The sequence below is a fragment of the Gordonia paraffinivorans NBRC 108238 genome (assembly GCF_000344155.1).
Taxonomy (GTDB): domain Bacteria; phylum Actinomycetota; class Actinomycetes; order Mycobacteriales; family Mycobacteriaceae; genus Gordonia; species Gordonia paraffinivorans.
The window spans coordinates 98,934-116,987 of record NZ_BAOQ01000006.1; the positions used below are offsets into that span (position 1 = coordinate 98,934).

The 18,054-nt window shown below is 70.3% G+C and carries 15 protein-coding genes; 6 read left to right on the forward strand and 9 right to left on the reverse strand.

Annotated features, from left to right (window positions below; genetic code table 11):
- Positions 1-103 precede the first annotated feature (103 nt).
- Positions 104-817, reverse strand: a complete 714-nt coding sequence (locus GP2_RS03925) for a hypothetical protein (protein ID WP_174320691.1) — start codon at positions 815-817, stop codon at positions 104-106.
- Between the two features lie 255 nt (positions 818-1,072).
- On the opposite strand from GP2_RS03925, the gene GP2_RS03930 reads away from it, so the two are divergent.
- Together GP2_RS03930 and GP2_RS03935 are read left to right on the forward strand one after the other, a co-directional pair.
- Positions 1,073-2,107 carry a PAC2 family protein gene (locus GP2_RS03930; protein WP_006899173.1) on the forward strand — a complete coding sequence of 345 codons (1,035 nt, stop codon included), beginning with the start codon at positions 1,073-1,075 and terminating at the stop codon, positions 2,105-2,107.
- Positions 2,108-2,250: 143 nt separating this feature from the next.
- Positions 2,251-4,215 (forward strand): DEAD/DEAH box helicase, encoded by a 1,965-nt coding sequence (locus GP2_RS03935; RefSeq protein ID WP_006899174.1) that lies wholly within the window; start codon positions 2,251-2,253, stop codon positions 4,213-4,215.
- Positions 4,216-4,260: 45 nt separating this feature from the next.
- Here the strand turns inward: GP2_RS03935 and GP2_RS03940 are convergent, their stop codons facing one another.
- Positions 4,261-5,193 carry a hydrogen peroxide-inducible genes activator gene (locus GP2_RS03940; protein WP_006899175.1) on the reverse strand — a complete coding sequence of 311 codons (933 nt, stop codon included), beginning with the start codon at positions 5,191-5,193 and terminating at the stop codon, positions 4,261-4,263.
- Positions 5,194-5,320: 127 nt separating this feature from the next.
- Here GP2_RS03940 and GP2_RS03945 point away from each other — a divergent pair, with 127 nt between their 5' ends.
- Both GP2_RS03945 and GP2_RS03950 read left to right on the forward strand, forming a co-directional pair.
- Positions 5,321-5,908 (forward strand): peroxiredoxin, encoded by a 588-nt coding sequence (locus GP2_RS03945; protein WP_006899176.1) that lies wholly within the window; start codon positions 5,321-5,323, stop codon positions 5,906-5,908.
- A gap of 11 nt (positions 5,909-5,919) precedes the next feature.
- Positions 5,920-6,453, forward strand: a complete 534-nt coding sequence (locus tag GP2_RS03950) for an alkyl hydroperoxide reductase (RefSeq protein WP_006899177.1) — start codon at positions 5,920-5,922, stop codon at positions 6,451-6,453.
- Between the two features lie 110 nt (positions 6,454-6,563).
- On the opposite strand, the gene GP2_RS03955 is transcribed toward GP2_RS03950, so the two are convergent.
- Positions 6,564-7,802, reverse strand: coding sequence for an aminotransferase family protein (locus tag GP2_RS03955; protein WP_051997160.1), 1,239 nt, complete (start codon positions 7,800-7,802; stop codon positions 6,564-6,566).
- Positions 7,803-7,863: 61 nt separating this feature from the next.
- Between GP2_RS03955 and hrpA the strand changes: the two genes are divergently transcribed.
- Positions 7,864-11,829: an ATP-dependent RNA helicase HrpA gene (gene hrpA / locus GP2_RS03960; RefSeq protein ID WP_006899179.1), complete on the forward strand. Its 3,966-nt coding sequence runs from the start codon at positions 7,864-7,866 to the stop codon at positions 11,827-11,829.
- Here the strand turns inward: hrpA and nrdR are convergent.
- Positions 11,803-12,276 carry a transcriptional regulator NrdR gene (nrdR, locus tag GP2_RS03965; RefSeq protein WP_040526372.1) on the reverse strand — a complete coding sequence of 158 codons (474 nt, stop codon included), beginning with the start codon at positions 12,274-12,276 and terminating at the stop codon, positions 11,803-11,805. The genes hrpA and nrdR overlap by 27 nt on opposite strands.
- A gap of 98 nt (positions 12,277-12,374) precedes the next feature.
- Entirely contained in the window at positions 12,375-12,977 is a 603-nt protein-coding gene (locus GP2_RS03970) for a LysM peptidoglycan-binding domain-containing protein (protein ID WP_006899181.1), read from the reverse strand.
- 213 nt (positions 12,978-13,190) lie between these two features.
- Between GP2_RS03970 and lexA the strand changes: the two genes are divergently transcribed.
- Positions 13,191-13,898 carry a transcriptional repressor LexA gene (lexA, locus tag GP2_RS03975; RefSeq protein ID WP_006899182.1) on the forward strand — a complete coding sequence of 236 codons (708 nt, stop codon included), beginning with the start codon at positions 13,191-13,193 and terminating at the stop codon, positions 13,896-13,898.
- Positions 13,899-13,914: 16 nt separating this feature from the next.
- Here lexA and hflX read toward each other — a convergent pair whose 3' ends face one another.
- From hflX to GP2_RS03995, 4 genes are read right to left on the reverse strand one after another with little or no spacing between them, the layout of a single operon-like run.
- Positions 13,915-15,357 carry a GTPase HflX gene (gene hflX, locus GP2_RS03980; RefSeq protein ID WP_006899183.1) on the reverse strand — a complete coding sequence of 481 codons (1,443 nt, stop codon included), beginning with the start codon at positions 15,355-15,357 and terminating at the stop codon, positions 13,915-13,917.
- A 52-nt stretch (positions 15,358-15,409) separates the two neighbouring features.
- Positions 15,410-16,306: a diaminopimelate epimerase gene (gene dapF, locus GP2_RS03985; protein ID WP_006899184.1), complete on the reverse strand. Its 897-nt coding sequence runs from the start codon at positions 16,304-16,306 to the stop codon at positions 15,410-15,412.
- 10 nt (positions 16,307-16,316) lie between these two features.
- Entirely contained in the window at positions 16,317-17,237 is a 921-nt protein-coding gene (gene miaA, locus GP2_RS03990; protein WP_040526349.1) for a tRNA (adenosine(37)-N6)-dimethylallyltransferase MiaA, read from the reverse strand.
- A complete protein-coding gene (locus tag GP2_RS03995; protein WP_006899186.1) occupies positions 17,234-17,965 on the reverse strand; it encodes a class III extradiol ring-cleavage dioxygenase family protein in 732 nt (243 codons plus the stop codon). The genes miaA and GP2_RS03995 overlap by 4 nt, the downstream gene beginning before the upstream one ends.
- Between the last annotated feature and the right edge of the window lie 89 nt (positions 17,966-18,054).

Here is an 18,054-nt window from a genome sequence, read left to right on the forward strand (position 1 = left end):
CATCGGCGCGTGCCGACGCCCTCGACCCGCCCCGGCGGCGACTGTGGACAACCCGGCTCGGGTCATCCACAGCCTGTACTCAGCCGAAGGCGGCGGCCAGCACTCAGCCGAAGGCGGCGGCCAGGGCCTTGGTGAACAGCTCGTCGAGCGCCGCGGAATCCTCCGGCGCGACGGGAGAGTCTCCGGGCCAACGGCATTCGGCGTAGACGCGGACGTCGTCGCGCTCGCCGAGCAGCGTCAGCGTGCTGGTCGTCACCGGCGCGGCCTCGCCGCCGGTGACGATCGTCCTCCTGAGCGTCGCGGTCGCGACGCCGTCGGGGGCCGGGGGCGCCGGCAGGACCTCGGTGGTCACCGTCGACGACGCACCGAAGGTGGTGCGGGTGAACTCCGGGCAGCGCCTGGCCCTATCCACCACCTCGGCCAGCGGCGCGGTGACGTGCGCGACGACCGTCGTGAGTGTCGACCGGTCCACCGTGCCGTAGCCGAGGAAGGCCACCGCGCCGTCGGCCGAGACCGGCTCGGGCGCGCAGTCGGCCGGGTCGAAGCTCGTGTCCTTCGCCTGCCCGGGCACCGCGGCGCCGGTGACGTCGGCGAGCGCGTTCCCGACCGCCGGCGGCGGGATGCGGTCGGCCGAGCCGGACGGGAAGTCCGACGCCGACACCGAGCGGGACGACAGATCGGCGTTCGACGACTGTGCGTCGCCGCTGACCGAGCACGCCGACAGCACCCCGCCGGCGAGAACGGCGCAGGCGGCCAGCAGCAGCGCGGGCACACGACGTGCCGTGGAGGTGGGACGGTGAGCGGTAGCCGGGGTCACAACGCACTACTGTGCCACCGCGGCCGTCCCGCGCCCGGGGTGACACACCACGCACGCCTCACCCGTCCCGGGAATCACCGGCCGCCTCCGGGTGTTGATCCCCTCGAACGGCCCACCCGTGCCCGCATGTCCTCGCCGTAGGAGACAATGGCGGTAGGAGACAATGGGGGCCGATGATCTCGATGACGTCCGCCACGGACGTCGACGACTCCGGCGTCCGCCGTGGACGCCGCCACACGTGTAAGGAGGGACGACGTGGACGAGAATCCGGCGCGCAACGACGCGCTGTACGAGCTCGCCTTTCCCGCTCCGCAGGTGAGCCGAGCCGACGGCACCGGCCCGGTGCTGATCCATGCCCTGGAGGGCTTCGCCGACGCCGGTCATGCGGTCGCGCTCTCGGCGGCCCATCTGCGGGAGAGCCTCGAGTCGGAGCTGGTGGCGACGTTCTCGTCCGACGAGCTGATGGACTACCGCTCGCGCCGCCCGACCATCACCTTCAGCGGCGAGACGTTCACCGACGTGGACATGCCGAAGCTGACGCTCCATGCGATCCGCGATACCACCGGTCGCGGCTTCCTGCTGCTCGCCGGCGCCGAGCCCGACCTGCGCTGGGAACAGTTCGTCGACGCCGTCCGCAGGCTGGCCGAGCGCTTCGGCGTGACCGACGTGATCGGCCTCAACGCGATCCCGATGGCGGTGCCGCACACGCGGCCGCCGTCGATCACCGCGCACGGGACCGACCCCGATTCGCTCGGTGACCTGCCGCGGTGGGGTTCGGCGATGAAACTGCCGGCCAGCGCGTCGATGCTGCTGGAGCTGCGGATGGGCGAGGCGGGCTACCGGGCGTCGGGCCTGTCGGTCCACGTCCCGCACTACCTCGCCCAGACCAACTACCCCGCCGCGTCCGCCCGTCTGCTGGGCGCGGTGTCGGAGCTGACCGGTCTCGAGTTCTCGCTGGCCGCGCTGGAGAGCGCCGCCGACAAGGTCCGGGCGCAGGTCGACCAGGAGGTCCAGGGCAACGCGGAGATCGAACAGGTCGTCGCCGCGCTCGAGACCCAGTACGACGCCTACCACCAGGCGGCCGAGGAGCGCGCCTCGCTGCTCGCTGCCGAGGAGTCCCTGCCCAGCGGCGAGGAGCTCGGCGCCGAGCTCGAGCGGTTCCTGGCCGAGCACGCCGGGAACGGCGGCTCGGTCGACGGCAGCCTGGGCGGACCCACCGAAGGCCGCTTCGGCGAGAACGGCCCCGGCGGCGACGAACCCGGAGACGAGGGTCCGCAATCGTCGATCTGACCACCGCCGAGTCGGCCGGGCTGGTCCCCGTCGACGACGAAGACCTGGCGCTCGAGCGGTACACCGAATGGTGGACGCAACGCGGCATCGACCTGTACGAGCATCAGGAGGAATCCCTGCTCGAGCTGCTCGCCGGCAGCCACGTGATCCTGGCGACCCCGACCGGTTCGGGGAAGTCGCTCGTGGCCGCCGGCGCGCTCTACTTCGCGCGATGCCGCGGCGAGCGGGCGTTCTACACCGCGCCGATCAAGGCGCTCGTCAGCGAGAAGTTCTTCGAGCTGTGCGGGATGTTCGGTGCCGACCAGGTCGGCCTGCTGACCGGTGACGCCTCGGTGAACCCCGACGCCCCGATTGTGTGTGCGACCGCCGAGATCGTCGCCAACCTCGCCCTCTCCGACGGGCCCGACAGCGACATCGGCACCCTGGTCGCCGACGAGTTCCACTACTACGGCGACCCGGACCGCGGCTGGGCGTGGCAGGTGCCGCTGATCGAGTTGCCGCGCACCCAGTTCCTGTTGATGTCGGCGACGCTGGGCGACGTGTCGTTCTTCGTCGACGACCTCACCCGGCGGACCGGCCGCCAGACTGTCGAGGTCACCGGCGCCCAGCGCCCGGTGCCGCTCGAGTACGACTATGCGATGACCCCGATCCACGAGACGATCGCCGATCTCGTGGAGCGCGGGCGCGCACCGGTGTACGTCGTGCACTTCACCCAGGCGGCGGCCGTCGAACGCGCCCAGGCCCTGCTCAGCGTGAAGATCTGCAGCAAGGAGGAGAAGGCCGCGATCGCCGAGGCCATCGGCGACTTCCGCTTCTCCACCGGCTTCGGCAACAACCTGAGCAAGCTGCTGCGTTCGGGGATCGGCGTCCACCACGCCGGCATGCTCCCCCGCTACCGCCGCCTCGTGGAGCGGCTGGCCCAGCAGGGCCTGCTCAAGGTGATCGCGGGCACCGACACGCTCGGCGTCGGGATCAACGTGCCCATCCGCACCGTGCTCTTCGCAGCGCTCAGCAAATACGACGGGCGCCGGGTGCGCCGCCTCCGGGCGCGCGAGTTCCATCAAATCGCCGGACGCGCGGGCCGCGCCGGCTTCGACACCGTCGGCTACGTCGTCGCCCAGGCACCCGAGCACGACGTGGAGAACGCGCGTGCGGTCGCGAAGGCCGGCGACGACCCCAAGAAGCTGCGGAAGATCGTGCGCCGCAAGCCACCCGAGGGCTTCGTCTCCTGGGGCGAGAAGACCTTCACCCAGCTCGTCGACGCCCCCGAGGAACCGCTGCGCTCCCACTTCCAGATGACCACCGCGATGCTGCTCGAGGTGCTCTCGCGACCCGGCGACTGCTTCGCGGCCGTCCGCCATCTGCTCGAGGACAACCACGAGCCGCGCGATCGCCGGCTGCGCCACATCAAGCACACCATCGAGCTGTACCGGGGCCTGCGCGACGCGGGGATCGTCATGCAGCTCGACGAGCCCGACGAGACCGGCCGGCACATCGCAATGAGCGTCGACATGCCGGAGAACTTCGCCCTCACCAATCCGCTCTCGGCGTTCGCACTGGCCACCTTCGAGGTCCTCGACCCCGAATCGTCCACGTACGCACTGGATGTCGTGTCCGTCCTGGAGTCGACCCTGGAGGACCCGCGACCGCTGCTCATCGCGCAGCGCAAGGCCGCCCGCGACGCCGCGATCGCGGAGATGAAGGCCGACGGAATCGAGTACGAGGAACGCATGGCGCGGCTGGAGGAGATCACCTGGCCGCAGCCGCTGCGCGACGAGATCTTCGCCGCCTTCGACATCTACCGGCGCGGACACCCGTGGGTGTCGTCGTTCCCGCCGTCGCCGAAGTCGGTGCTGCGCGAGATGCTGGAGAAGGCGATGACCTTCACCGAGCTCATCTCCGCCTACGGCCTCGCCCGCAGCGAGGGAGTGGTACTGCGGTACCTGTCGGACTGCTATCGCGTTCTCCGCCAAGGAGTCCCCACCAGTGCGGTGACCCCGGAGATCGAGCAGATCGTCGCCGATCTCGGCACCATGGTGCGCGAGGTCGACTCGAGTCTGGTCGACGAGTGGGAGGCACTCTCCCAGGCCGAGGCCGCGTCGGAGTGAGTCCCACGGGTCGACTCCGACCGGCCGGCGACGCGTGGGCCGGCCTCAGATCGGCCGCACCGCACCGGTGGCCGACACCAACCGGCCGATGATCTGCGCCAGCTTCCGGTAGGCCTCGTCGTGCCGCGCGGAGTTGCGGAACACCAAGCCGATCCGGCGTCCGGGCCGGGGCGGGGCGAACGTCGCGATCGCGAGGTCGCCCGACGCCGTCTCCGAGGCAACCGCGGTCTGCGGGATCAGCGTCACGCCCAGTCCCCCGACGACGCAGTGCACGGCGGTGGTCAGCGAGGCGGCCCGGGTCTGCCCGAGGTCGGGCCGGACGCCGGCGAGCGCACAGACCTCGAGCGCCTGGTCGCGTAGACAGTGCCCATCGTCGAGGAGCAGCAGCGGCAGGTCCGCCAGCGCGCTGGGATCGAGCCGCTTCTTGCCCGCCAGGGTGTGCCCGGCGGGAAGCGCGAGCACGAAATCCTCTTGGTAGAGCGGCACTTCGACGATCCCCGGCACATCCAGCGGGAGTGCGAGCAGGGCGACGTCGAGGGTCCCCCCGCGAAGTTGCTCGACGAGACGTGCGGTCTGTTCCTCGACGACGCGCGGACGCAGGTCCGGCAGCTCGTCGGCGAGCCCGCGGAGAACTGCGGGCAGCACATACGGCGCGACGGTGGGGATGACGCCGAAGCGGATCGAACCGCTCAGGGGGTCCCCGGTCCCGGCTGCGGCGGCGGTGAACTGGTCGACCGCCTCCACCGCCGCGATCGCCTTCGGCAGGAGTTCCGTGCCGTCCGGGGTGAGGTGCACGCGACGGGTCGTGCGTTCCACCAGGGCGACGCCGAGCCCGGTCTCGAGCGCCGAGATCGCCTGCGAGAGCGACGGCTGGCTGACGCCGAGGTCGGTGGCCGCGGCACCGAAGTGCCGACGTTGCGCGAGGGCCACGAAGGCGCGGAGTCCGGCGATCGTCGGCTGATAGGTTCTATCGGGCATGGCTATCAGTATAGTGCTACTAATCACCTTTCGTTTTCTCCGAAAATCGGGCACGATAGTACTCGTACGCCGCGAAAGAACTTCGCGTGCAACTCAGGTACACCAATCCAAGCTGAAGGAGCGACACATGGCCCTGCTCACCATCGGTGACCAGTTCCCCGCCTACAACCTCACCGCCGTCATCGGCGGCGACCTCAGCAAGGTCAACGCCCAGCAGCCCGACGACTACTTCACCACCGTCACCTCCGACGACCACCCGGGCAAGTGGCGGGTCGTCTTCTTCTGGCCGAAGGACTTCACCTTCGTCTGCCCGACCGAGATCGCGGCCTTCGGCAAGCTGAACGACGAGTTCGAGGACCGCGACGCCGTCGTCCTCGGCGCCTCGGTCGACAACGAGTTCGTCCACTTCCAGTGGCGTGCACAGCACGAGGACCTGAAGACCCTCCCCTTCCCGATGCTGAGCGACATCAAGCGCGAGCTCGCCACCGCCTGCGGCGTTCTCAACGCCGACGGTGTCGCCGATCGCGCCACCTTCATCGTCGACCCGAACAATGAGATCCAGTTCGTGTCGGTCACCGCCGGCTCGGTGGGCCGCAACGTCGACGAGGTCCTGCGCGTCCTCGACGCCCTGCAGTCCGATGAGCTCTGCGCCTGCAACTGGAAGAAGGGCGACCCGACCATCAACGCCGGCGAGCTCATGTCGGCCGGCGTCTGAGAGGAGAGCCGATGAGCATCGACAACCTGAAGGAAGCCCTTCCCGAGTACGCGAAGGACCTCAAGCTCAACCTCGGCTCGATCAGCCGCACCACCGTGCTGAACGAGGAGCAGCTGTGGGGCACCCTGCTGTCGACCGCTGCTGCCACCAAGAACGCCAAGGTGCTCAGCGAGATCGCCGACGAGGCCGCCGACACCCTGTCGGCCGAGGCCTACAACGCCGCCCTCGGTGCTGCGTCGATCATGGGCATGAACAACGTGTTCTACCGTGGTCGCGGCTTCCTCGACGGCAAGTACGACGACCTGCGTCCCGGCCTGCGGATGAACATCATCGGCAACCCGGGCGTGGACAAGGCCCTCTTCGAGCTGTGGTCGTTCGCCGTCTCGTCGATCAACGGGTGCGGCCACTGCGTCGCCGCTCACGAGAACACCCTGCGTGAGGCCGGCGTCGAGCGTGAGGCCATCCTCGAGGCCCTCAAGGTCGCCTCGATCGTCGCCGGCGTCGCCCAGGCCCTCGCCACCACCGAGGTCCTCGCGAACGCCTGATCGAAAGCGTCACACGGCTTCTCCGGTGACAACGAGGCCCGGCTGCCAAAGGCAGCCGGGCCTCGTTGCGTTGTGACCGGTGTTCGGCCGGGAGAACCCGGCCCGGAGACTCAGCTCAGGGCGGTCCGGATCCGGTCGGCCAGCTCGCCCACCTCCGCGGTGGTCATGACGAACGCCGGGGAGATCTGGAGCGCGCCCTGACCGGCGGCGCGGGTGCTCACGCCGTGCTCGCGCAGCTTCAGCACCGCGGCGGGCGCGGTCGACGGGTCGGCGAGCTGGACCGCGGTCACCGCGCCCAGGCCGGTCCGCACCTCGGACACCGAGTCGAGCTCGGCCAGCGGGGACAGCGCCGCCGCGAGGTCGCCCTCCAGGCGCGTCGCCTCGGCGAGCAGCCCCTCTCGCCGGATGATGTCGAGGTTGGCCAGGGCGGCCGCCGCCGCGGCGGCGTGACCGCCGTAGGTGTAGCCGTGGCGGAACCACACGCCGCCGGCGAAGAACGGTTCGGCGACCCGCGGTGCGGCGAAGACCGCGCCCATCGGGACGTAGCCGCTCGTCAGGCCCTTGGCTGTGGTGATCATGTCCGGCTGCAGGTCGAAGCGCGCCGAGGCGAACCACGAGTCGCCGCCGATACGACCGAAGCCGGTGACGACCTCGTCGGCGACGAAGAGGATGTCGTGGTCGCGGCAGATCGCGCGCACCTCCGCGAGGTAGCCCTCGGGCGGCAGGTAGATGCCGCCGGCGCCGATGATCGGCTCGCAGAAGAAGGCGGCGATGTTCTCCGCGCCCACGCGCTCAACGAGACCCAGCAGGCTCTTGGCGTCGTCCCAGTCGACGTTCTGCACGTCGTGCATCAGCTCGCCGTAGCCGTCGTGGTTGAGCGGGATGCCGGCCAGCGAGGTGCCCGCCGCATGCATGCCGTGGTAGGCCTTCGTGCGGCTGACGACGACGCGCTTTTCCGGCTTGCCCTGCTCGACCCAGTAGCGGCGCGCGAGCTTGACCGCGGTGTCGATCGAGTCGCTGCCGCCGGAGGTGAAGAAGATCTTCGACCCCGGCACCGGCGCGATCTGCGCCAGCTCCTCGGCGAGCCGAAGCGTGACGTCGCTCGCGATGTCGCCGAAGTTCGAGTAGTGCGCGATCGAGGTCAGCTGACGCGAGACCGCCTCGGCGATCTCGGTGCGGCCGTGGCCGATGTTGGTGAACCACAGGCCGGCGGTCGCGTCGAGGTACTCCTTGCCGTCCCGGTCGTAGATGCGGGTTCCCTCGCCCCTGGTCACGACGAAGGGGCCGTTGGCGGTCACGGCACCCATGTCGGCGAAACCGTGCCAGAGCGCTCCCGAAGATTCAGACATGCCCATCATGATGCCGGGCGAGGTGGGAGCGCGGCCGACCGCCCCATATCCTGGGAGCATCATGCCGGTTCATTCCCCAGCCACCTCGCCGTCCCGCTCCGAGGTCCTGCGGTCGCTGCGAGAGGTGGGGATCGCCGACGCGCACCGTCTGCGACGCCGCGTCGATCAACTCGGCCGAGACCCCGAACCGGAGAAGTGGGCGCGGCTCGTCGCCGACGTGGCGAAGGCGCAGCAGCGTATCGAGCGCCGTAAGGCGACGGTTCCCGAGCTGACCTTCCCCGACGAACTGCCCGTCTCCGCGGCACGCGAGGAGATCGCCGAGGCCATTCGCGACCACCAGGTCGTCGTGGTGGCGGGCGAGACCGGCTCGGGCAAGACCACGCAGCTGCCGAAGATCTGTCTCGAACTCGGTCGCGGCATCCTCGGGACCATCGGACACACCCAGCCCCGCCGCATCGCGGCCAGTTCGGTGGCCAAGCGCATCGCCGACGAGACGGGCACCGAACTCGGCGACGCCGTCGGTTACTCGGTGCGGTTCACCGACCGGTCCGGCGCCGACACCCTCGTGCGAGTGATGACCGACGGCATCCTGCTGCGCGAGATCGCCACCGACCCGATGCTGCGCCGCTACGACACCCTCATCATCGACGAGGCGCACGAGCGCAGCCTGAACATCGACTTCATCCTGGGGTATCTGCGGCGGCTGCTCCCCCAGCGCCCCGACCTGAAGGTGATCATCACCTCGGCGACCATCGAACCCGCCCGGTTCGCACGGCATTTCAGCACGCCGGAGAACCCGGTGCCGGTCATCGAGGTGTCCGGTCGCACCTATCCGGTCGAGATCCGCTACCGCCCGCTGAGCCTGTCCGAACGGCCCGACACCGGCGACGAGGACGGCGGCGGAGAGCATGCCGATCTCGACCAGATCCAGGGCATCGACGCTGCCATCGACGAGCTGTGGGCGCACGAGCGCGGCGACATCCTGATCTTCCTGCCCACCGAGCGCGACATCCGCGAGACCGCCGACGCGCTCAAGCGGCGAACGCTCGGAGGACGCCGCGGCGGCGCCGAGATCGTGCCGCTCTATGCACGCCTGTCGATCGCCGACCAGCAGAAGGTGTTCACCCCCTCCGACGGACGCCGGATCGTGCTGGCCACCAACGTCGCCGAGACCTCGGTGACCGTGCCGGGCATCCGCTACGTGATCGACACCGGCACCGCCCGCATCAGCCGTTACTCGATGCGCACGAAGGTCAATCGCCTTCCCATCGAACCGATCTCGCAGGCCAGTGCCCGCCAGCGCGCCGGTCGGTGCGGCCGAGTCGCACCGGGCGTGTGCATCCGGCTCTACAGCGAGAACGACTTCGAATCGCGTCCGGCGTTCACCGACCCGGAGATCCTGCGCACCAACCTCGCCGCCGTCATCCTGCAGATGACCTCGCTCAAGCTCGGTGAGATCGCCGACTTCCCGTTCGTCCAGGCCCCCGACGAACGCGCCATCCGCGACGGCATGGCGGTCCTCACCGAGCTCGGGGCGATCAAGCCGGGACGCGACGGCACTCCCCCGCGCCTGACCGCGATCGGCCGCACGATGTCGCGCATACCGGTGGACCCGCGCATCGCCCGCATGCTCATCGCGGGCCACGATCTAGGGTGCCTCGACCACCTCCTGGTCATCGCGTCGGCGATGAGCCTGCCCGACCCTCGCGAGCGCCCCGCCGAGCACCGGGAGGCCGCCGACGCCCTGCACCGGCGCTTCGACGTCCCCGGATCGGATTTCCTGGGCTACATCGAACTCTGGCGACATCTCACCGAGAAGCGGAATGAGCTTTCCAACAACCAGTTCCGCAAGATGTGCGAGCGCGAGTTCCTGCACTACCTGCGGATCCGCGAGTGGCAGGACCTGCACCGGCAGCTCACCGACATCGTCAAGGACCTCGACTGGCAGGTGAACCCGCCCGGGGCCGAACCCGGCGAGGTCGACGCCGACTCCGTCCACCAGGCGATCCTGTCGGGCCTGCTGTCGAACATCGCCGCGCGCAACACCGAGGGCCGCGAGTACACCGGCCCCCGCAACACCACCCTGATGATCTTCCCGGCGTCGCCGCTGGCGAAGAAGCCGCCGGCGTTCATCATGGCCGCCGAGATCCTCGAGACCTCACGCCTGTTCGCGCACACGGTCGCCGGCATCGATCCGCTCTGGGCCGAGAAACTGGCCGGTGATCTGGTCAAGCGTTCCTACAGCGAGCCGCACTGGTCGGCCAAGCGCGGGGCCGCGATGGCCTACGAGCGGGTGACGCTCTACGGGGTCACCCTGGTGGCTCGCCGTCGCGTCGACTACGGGCCGGTCGACCCGGTGGTCTCGCGCGAGCTGTTCATCCGGCATGCCCTCGTCGAGGGCGACTGGAAGACGAATCATCCGTTCTTCGAACGCAACCGCGCGCTGCTCGAGGCCGCGTCCGACGTCGAGAACCGCACGCGGACGCGCGGTCTGGTGATCACCGAGGACCAACTCTTCGAGTTCTACGACAAGCGCATCGGCGCCGAGGTCACCTCGGCCCGCCATTTCGACACCTGGTGGAAGAAGGCACGTCGAAAGAACCCCGCGCTGCTCGACCTCAAGCCCGAGGACGTGGCGTCAACCACCTCGGTGGCGCCCACCGACTACCCGGGCGCCTGGCAACAGGGCGACACCCGCCTGGAGTTGCGCTATCGCTTCGAGCCCGGAGCACCCGACGACGGCGTCACCGTGGTGATCCCGCAGGCACTGCTGCCGCATGTCCGGCCGGTCGGTTTCGACTGGTCGGTGCCCGGCATGCGCTCCGAACTCGCCACTGCACTGGTGAAATCGCTGCCCAAACGTCTGCGCAAATCGATGTCGCCGGCGCAGCAGTTCGCCGACCTCGCACTCTCCCGGCTCAAGCCGCGCAGCGAGCCCCTGGTCACCGGGCTGGCGCGCGAACTGTCGGCGATCACCGGGATGACCGTCACCCCGGCGGATTTCGACACCGGCCGCATCCCCACCCACCTGCGGATGCACTTCGCCGTCGTCGACGCCAAGGGCAACGTGCTCGCGCGCTCGGACGAGCTCTCCGAGTTGCAGCGCACCACGAAGACCGCCGCGCCGAAGACGGTCAAGAAGACCCTGTACCGGGAGTGGACCGCCGACGGCATCGGCACCCTCCCGCCGGAGAAGACCGTGAAGGTCGCCGGGCAGCAGCTCACCAGGTATCCGACCATCGACGCGGTCACCGACGACGCCGGCCGCACGCGCGGTGTGGTCGTCGTCGACGCCGCGTCCGAGCAGGTCCGGGACCGGTTGCTGCGCAGGGGCATCGTGGCTCTTCTCGATCTCGCGATACCGCCGCTGCAGCGACGGATCGCCCGATCGCTGGGTTCCACCGACCGGCTCGCGCTGAGCCAGAGTCCGTACCCCGATCTCGACTCGCTGCTCGCCGATTGCACGCGGCGTTCGATCCGCGACACCGTCGAGGCGCTCGATCCGTCGGCTCTCGCCGGAATCCGGTCGCCGGAGGCGTTCCGGGCGTTGGCCGAGAAGGTGCGTCCGCGAGTCGCCGAGGCCGCGCCCGCCTACTTCGATCTCGCCGTCGAGGTTCTCCGCCGGGTCGCACCGGTGCGCGCGGCGGTCGACCGCCACGCCGGCTCGCTGGCCGCCGACGACGTCGCCGAGCAACTCGACAACCTCGTCTTCGACGGATTCGTCGCCGCCACCCCGCGTAGGCATCTGCAACACGTCCCCCGCTACCTCGAGGCGGCACAGGCCCGACTGCAGGCCCTGCCCGCCTCGGCGGCACGGGATCAGGCCGGAGTGGCCGTGGTGGATCGGGTGACCGAGCGCTGGGCGCAGCGCCTGACGCAGGTTCCCGAGCATCGCCGGGACCACGTCAACGAGGAAGCGCAGTGGCTGGTGGAGGAACTCCGCGTGAGTCTGTTCGCCGAGCGGCTCGGCACCGCCTATCCGGTGTCGGAGAAGCGGGTCCTACGAACTCTTGACCGACTCGGCTGACTCCCTGGCCGACCGGAGATCGTCGATCTCGCGCTGGAAGTCGTCGATCGAGTCGAATGACCGGTACACGGACGCGAACCGGAGGTAGGCCACCTCGTCGAGGTCGCGCAGCGGCTTCAGGATCGCGAGACCGACCTCGTTGCTGGGGATCTCGGCCGAACCGCTGGCCCGGACCGTGTCCTCGACCTGCTGGGCGAGCTGCGCCAGCGCGTCCTCGGCGACATCGCGTCCCTGGCAGGCACGCCGCACACCGCGCATCACCTTCTCGCGGCTGAACGGCTCGGTGACGCCGTTGCGCTTGACGACGGCCAGAACCGCGCTCTCCACCGTGGAGAACCGGCGGCCGCATGCGACACAGGAACGACGACGCCTGATGGCCTGTCCCTCGTCAGCGACACGCGAGTCGATGACCTTGGTGTCGTCGTTCTTGCAGAAGGGGCAGCGCATCGTATCCTCACGCGGGTCGCGGGACCTCTCGGCGCCGGCGTTCGCCGCGTCGGGCCGTGTCTCGGCCGGTCCCTGTGACATCGAGGATACCGTCGGGCCTATCGGTACCTCGGCGTCAGGAGTGGCTGACCGACGCGAAGACCGCTCGACGGCAGGTCGTTCAGTCGGATGATGTCCTCGACGACCGCCTCACGCGGCAGGTCGGGCGCCACCCGGGCGGCGATTCCGGTGAGCGAGTCACCCGAGCGCACGTGCACCACCTCGGTGCCGACCGCCGAAGGCGCGACCGACGCCGCGTAGTTCTGGCCGACGACCGACAGCACCCACACCGCGAGTGCCAGGCCGACCCCGGCGAGGATCGCGACCGCGGTCCGGCGACGGCGGATCGCCGCCGGCGCCGCGACGCGCAGCGCGCGATCGTCGGCATCCACGCGAGCCGGGACGAGACCGCGCCCTCGCGTGCCGACCGGCGACGCACACCGCGTCGCGGCGATCCGGGGACCGTAGATCACCGACTCCGGTGCGGGTCGGTTGTCGGCGGCCCGGTTGTCCGCCGGGCGCCGGCGCGGGACGGCGCGACGACCGGGAACGACGCGATCGGCGTCGCCGGGGACGAGGCGGGTGCGGCCGGTACCGGCGCGCACGACATCGGGGCGCGGGGTGTCGACGCGGATCGGGTCGGCGAGAGTCGCGGTGCGCATGGGGCCCTCCGGTGTGGTCGGTCGAACCGGGTGTTCGAACCGTTCGACAGTCGATCACCTGTTCGATGAACTGATGTTCGATTTCTACCACGCGGCTCCGACAATGTCTCGCGACACGTCGAACAAATGTTTGATGCGGGCGGGATCCTCGGTTAGGCTCGTCCGCAGTCGAAGCCATCTACCAGCACGTTCGGAATCGAGAGGAACCCGACCATGAGCGATGACGGCGGTAAGCGCACTCCACCGCGGGGCGCCGACGAGCCCGTCAGCCCCGAGGACATCGCGGCTGCGGAGGCCTCCCTCACGCCGCGTCAGCGCGGCGTCCTCGAGGTGATCCGCAAGTCGGTGCGCGAGCGCGGCTACCCGCCGAGCATCCGGGAGATCGGCGACGCGGTCGGCCTCACCTCCACCTCCTCGGTGGCCCACCAGTTGCGCACGCTCGAGCGCAAGGGACTCCTCAAGCGCGACGCCAACCGTCCGCGCGCGGTCAACATAGCCCCGAACGAGCCTCCGACCCCGACCTCCCCCAACGGCGAGCCGCTCCCCGAGCCGACCTTCGTCCCGGTCCTCGGCCGGATCGCCGCCGGCGGCCCGATCCTCGCCGAGGAGGCCGTCGAGGACGTCTTCCCGCTCCCCCGCGAACTCGTCGGCGAGGGATCGCTGTTCCTGCTCAAGGTCGTCGGCGAGTCGATGATCGACGCGGCGATCTGCGACGGCGACTGGGTCGTGGTCCGTCAGCAGAACGTGGCCGACAACGGCGACATCGTGGCCGCGATGATCGACGGCGAGGCCACCGTGAAGACCTTCAAGCGGGACAAGGGCCATGTGTGGCTGATGCCCCACAACGAGCTGTTCGACCCGATCCCGGGAGACGAGGCGGTCATCCTCGGAAAGGTCGTCACCGTCATCCGGCGGGTCTGACCCGCCGGATCGCCTGTCAGATCCGGAGGTCCGCGAGCTCGCCCGCGAACGCGGCCGGGACGCGGACCTTCATCGTGCTCCCGGTCTCGGTGTGCTCCGAGTCGAGGACCTCGCCCTCGGTGTGGATGCGCGAGACCAGGTCACCGCGCGAGAACGGCACGGCGATGGTCATCTCGACATCGCCGCGACCGACGAATTCGCGGACGCGGTCGAACAGTTCGGGCAGTCCCTCCCCGGTGCGGGCCGACACGAACACCGCGTCTGCGCCCACCGCGCCGCGCAGCTCGGTGAGCCGATTGCCGTCGATCGCGTCGATCTTGTTGATCACCAACAGTTCCGGCGGCGCGTCGACGCCCTCCTCGGCGACGATCTCGTTGATCACCTGACGCACCGCGGAGATCTGGTCCATCGGGAACGGATCGGAAGCGTCGACCACGTGCAGCAGCAGGTCGGCGTCGACGACCTCCTCCAGCGTGGACCGAAACGCCTCGACGAGCTGGGTCGGCAGGTGCCGCACGAATCCGACGGTGTCGGTGAACACCACCGCGCGGCCGTCGTCGAGCGTGGCGCGGCGCGTGGTGGGATCGAGGGTCGCGAACAGCGCGTCCTGGACGAGCACGCCGGCCCCGGTCATCGCGTTGACGAGGCTCGACTTGCCGGCGTTGGTGTAACCGGCCACCGTGATCGACGGGATCGACGACCGGTTGCGCGCCGCCCGCTTGGTGGTGCGGGCCTTCTTCATGTCGCGGATCTCGCGTCGCAGCTTGGCCATCCGCTCGCGGATGCGGCGACGGTCGGTCTCGATCTTGGTCTCACCGGGACCACGCAGCCCCACGCCGCCGTTGCTGCCGGCGCGACCGCCGGCCTGCCGGGACATCGACTCGCCCCAGCCGCGCAGGCGCGGGAGCATGTACTCCATCTGCGCGAGCGAGACCTGCGCCTTGCCCTCTCGCGAAGAGGCGTGCTGGGCGAAGATGTCGAGGATCAGCGCGGTGCGGTCGATGACCTTCACCTTCACGACCTTCTCCAGCGCCGTCAGCTGCGCCGGGGTCAGCTCGCCGTCGCAGACGACGGTGTCGGCGCCGCTGGAGAGCACGATCTCGCGCAGCTCGTCGGCCTTGCCGGAGCCGATGTAGGTGGCCGGGTCGGGTTTGGACCGACGCTGGATCACCGCGTCGAGTACCTGGGAGCCGGCGGTCTCGGCGAGGGCCGCGAGTTCGGCCATGTTCGCCTTGGCCGCGGCGGCCGTGCCCTCGGTCCAGACACCGACGAGCACCACCTTCTCGAGGCGCAGCTGCCGGTACTCGACCTCGGTGACGTCGGTGAGTTCGGTGGAGAGTCCGGCGACGCGTTGCAGCGAGGCGCGCTCGGAGAGTTGGAGTTCGCCGACGGTCGGGGCGTCGTCCGGACGCTCGTCGAGGTCTTCGGCGGAGAGGATCTGTGCAGATGATTCGGTCATACGTGATCCATGGTCTCACGCCGCGGGGTCGGCGGGCACCTGAATATCGTGCTCAGCGGTCCCAGCCGGGCCGCAGGACGCCGTCGGCGACGAGCATCGACGGTCCGCGCAGGGTCGCCCCGTCCTCCCGGATGGTGACGGTGACCTCGCCGCCGGGAATCCCGATGCGGAGTGCGCCGGTGGCCTGCCCGCGTGCGTCGAGCGCCGCCCGGGTGGCCGCGACCAGGCCTGTTCCGCAGCTGCGGGTCTCCCCGACGCCGCGTTCGAAGACCCGCATCCGGGCGTACAGGCCGCCGTCGGCGTCCTCGGACGGCGGGGTGAGCAGCTCCACGTTGGCGCCGTTCGGGAAGTCGCCGGCATCGATGGTTACGCCCGCAGAGAAATCGACCGCGGCGAGTCCCTCCGCGGTGAGTCCCTCCACGACGCAGGCCAGGTGCGGGTTGCCGACGTCGACCTTGGCGCCGGTGTAGGCGTCGGCGCCGATGCGCACGACCGAGGTGCCCTCGAGGCGCGCGCGACCCATCTCGACGGTGATCTCCGCGCGTGTGGCGTCGAAGGAGTGGATGATCACCGGCCGTGCGCCGGCGCGCGAGCCGACGGTGAAGGTGTCGGCGTCGACGAGGCCGGCCGCGCGGACATGGTGGGCGAACACGCGGACGCCGTTGCCGCACATCTCGGCGATCGACCCGTCCGCATTGCGGTAGTCCATGAACCAGTCGTCGGCGGCCACGCCCTCGGGCAGCGCGGGCAGGACGCCGCGCTCGACGAGCGCGCCCGAACGGGCCACCCGGAGCAGGCCGTCGGCACCGATCCCTCGCTGACGGTCGCAGAGCGCGGCGACGAGGCCCGGGTCGAGATCCAGCTCGGCCGCCGGGTCCTCGAGCACGACGAAGTCGTTCTGGGTGCCGTGCCCCTTGACGAACCGCAGGCCTGTCGAATCCGAAGTCACGCCGTCCAGGTTACTTCTCGGCGTCTCGCTTCTCGGGGTCGGCCGCTTCGAGGGCGCGGTCGAGCAGCCCCGGCGCGCCGGCGTCGAGCCAGATCGCGCGGTGGTCGCGCCGGAACCACGATCGCTGCCGGCGCACATAGCGGCGGGTCCCGATGAAGGTGAGCTCCTCGGCCTGGTCGAGGTCGTACTCCCCGTCGAGCGCGGCGAGCACCTGCTTGTAACCGATCGCCTGCGAGGCGGTGCGCCCGTCGCGCAACCCCTTCTCGCACAGCGCCTCCACCTCGTCGACGAGGCCGGTGGAGAACATCAGCCGCGTCCGCAGCCGGATCCGCTCGTCGAGTTCGGCGGTGTCCCGGTCCAGCGCGAGGATCACCGTCCCCCACCGGGGTTCGCCGATCTGCGGCTGCGACGCGGCGAACGGCCGCCCGGTCAGTTCGACGACCTCGAGCGCCCGCACGATACGCCGGCCGTCGGTCGGCAGGATCGTCGACGCCGCGGCCGGGTCGACCTCCTTCAGCAGCTCGTGCATCGCCGCCACTCCACGCTCGGCGAGCATCTCTTCGTAGCGGGCGCGCACCAGCGGATCGGTGGCCGGGAACTGCCAGTTGTCGAGCAGGCCCTGGATGTACATCATCGACCCGCCGACGATGACGGGGACCCGGCCGGCGGCCAGCAGCCGCTCGACATCGGCGGTGGCGGCCTGCTGGTAGCGGGCGACCGTGGCCACCTCGGTGACGTCGAGGACGTCGATCTGGTGGTGCGGGATGCCGCGCCGCTCGGCCTCCGGGACCTTGGCCGTGCCGATGTCCATGCCGCGGTACTGCTGCATCGCGTCGATGTTGACGATCTCCCCGCCGAGGCGTTCGGCGAGGTCGAGGGCGAGGTCGGATTTCCCGCAGGCCGTCGGGCCCACGACCGCGATCGGCCTCATGAGCGGTCGTCGAGGGTCCAGGTGGCGGCGATGTAGCCGACGCCGAACGGCGCGTCGGCGTACCGGGTCTTCGCCACCACGGGCCGGCCCGCCTGCTCCACCGCGGCGGCGGCGACCTGCCAGGCCACCCGCCCGGCGACGCCCTCGGCGGCGCACGCCTGCGGATCGAGTGCGGCCAGCGTCCGGGTGTCGGCGTCGCCGACCGCCGCCACGATCGCGTCGTTGAGTGCGACCGCGGACTCGCGGCGTTCCCCGCCGGGCGACTTCGGCGTCAGCGCGTACGAACCGTCGCCCACCACGAGCAGCCCGACCCGGTCGGCACAGTCGCGCAGTCCCTGCCCGAGACCCGCTCCGAGCGTCGCGCAGTCCCCGGGCGCGGTGTCGCGGCCGACGATGAGCGGTTCCATCGGGTCCAGTCCGCCGCGCTCGCGCAGCCACGCCCCGATCAGAGCGGACAGGCTCATGCGCGGACCGGTGCCGTCGTGGAGGCGGACGCGGACGTCGACGCCGAAACGCCCGAACCCACCAGATCCGGACTCCTGCACGACGCCGGTCGCCGGGTCGTCCGAGGCGCCGACCAGAATCCAGCGATCGGCCCCGGCGGCGCGCCCGTCGCCGACGACGTCGTCGACCGCGGCCCGCACCGGTTCGGTGTCGAACGCGGCCGGACCGGCCAACTCGGGTACCAGCAACGGAGCACTCGGCACGAACACGACGACCGCAAGCACACCACGACGCTAGTCGACGGCGGTCGGCGAGGACCCGCCGAGTCGGCGCGCACGCCACATGCACGGGCCTGAACTGCTTGAATGGATCC

What these genes read in the sequence shown, in the direction of transcription:
- GP2_RS03940 (WP_006899175.1), bottom strand. Translation starts at nt 5,193, where the DNA reads ATGCCCGATAGAACCTATCAGCCGACGATCGCCGGACTCCGCGCCTTC.
- GP2_RS03945 (WP_006899176.1), top strand. Translation starts at nt 5,321, where the DNA reads ATGGCCCTGCTCACCATCGGTGACCAGTTCCCCGCCTACAACCTCACC.
- GP2_RS03950 (WP_006899177.1), top strand. Translation starts at nt 5,920, where the DNA reads ATGAGCATCGACAACCTGAAGGAAGCCCTTCCCGAGTACGCGAAGGAC.
- GP2_RS03955 (WP_051997160.1), bottom strand. Translation starts at nt 7,802, where the DNA reads ATGTCTGAATCTTCGGGAGCGCTCTGGCACGGTTTCGCCGACATGGGT.
- hrpA (WP_006899179.1), top strand. Translation starts at nt 7,864, where the DNA reads ATGCCGGTTCATTCCCCAGCCACCTCGCCGTCCCGCTCCGAGGTCCTG.
- nrdR (WP_040526372.1), bottom strand. Translation starts at nt 12,276, where the DNA reads ATGCGCTGCCCCTTCTGCAAGAACGACGACACCAAGGTCATCGACTCG.
- GP2_RS03970 (WP_006899181.1), bottom strand. Translation starts at nt 12,977, where the DNA reads ATGCGCACCGCGACTCTCGCCGACCCGATCCGCGTCGACACCCCGCGC.
- lexA (WP_006899182.1), top strand. Translation starts at nt 13,191, where the DNA reads ATGAGCGATGACGGCGGTAAGCGCACTCCACCGCGGGGCGCCGACGAG.
- hflX (WP_006899183.1), bottom strand. Translation starts at nt 15,357, where the DNA reads ATGACCGAATCATCTGCACAGATCCTCTCCGCCGAAGACCTCGACGAG.
- miaA (WP_040526349.1), bottom strand. Translation starts at nt 17,237, where the DNA reads ATGAGGCCGATCGCGGTCGTGGGCCCGACGGCCTGCGGGAAATCCGAC.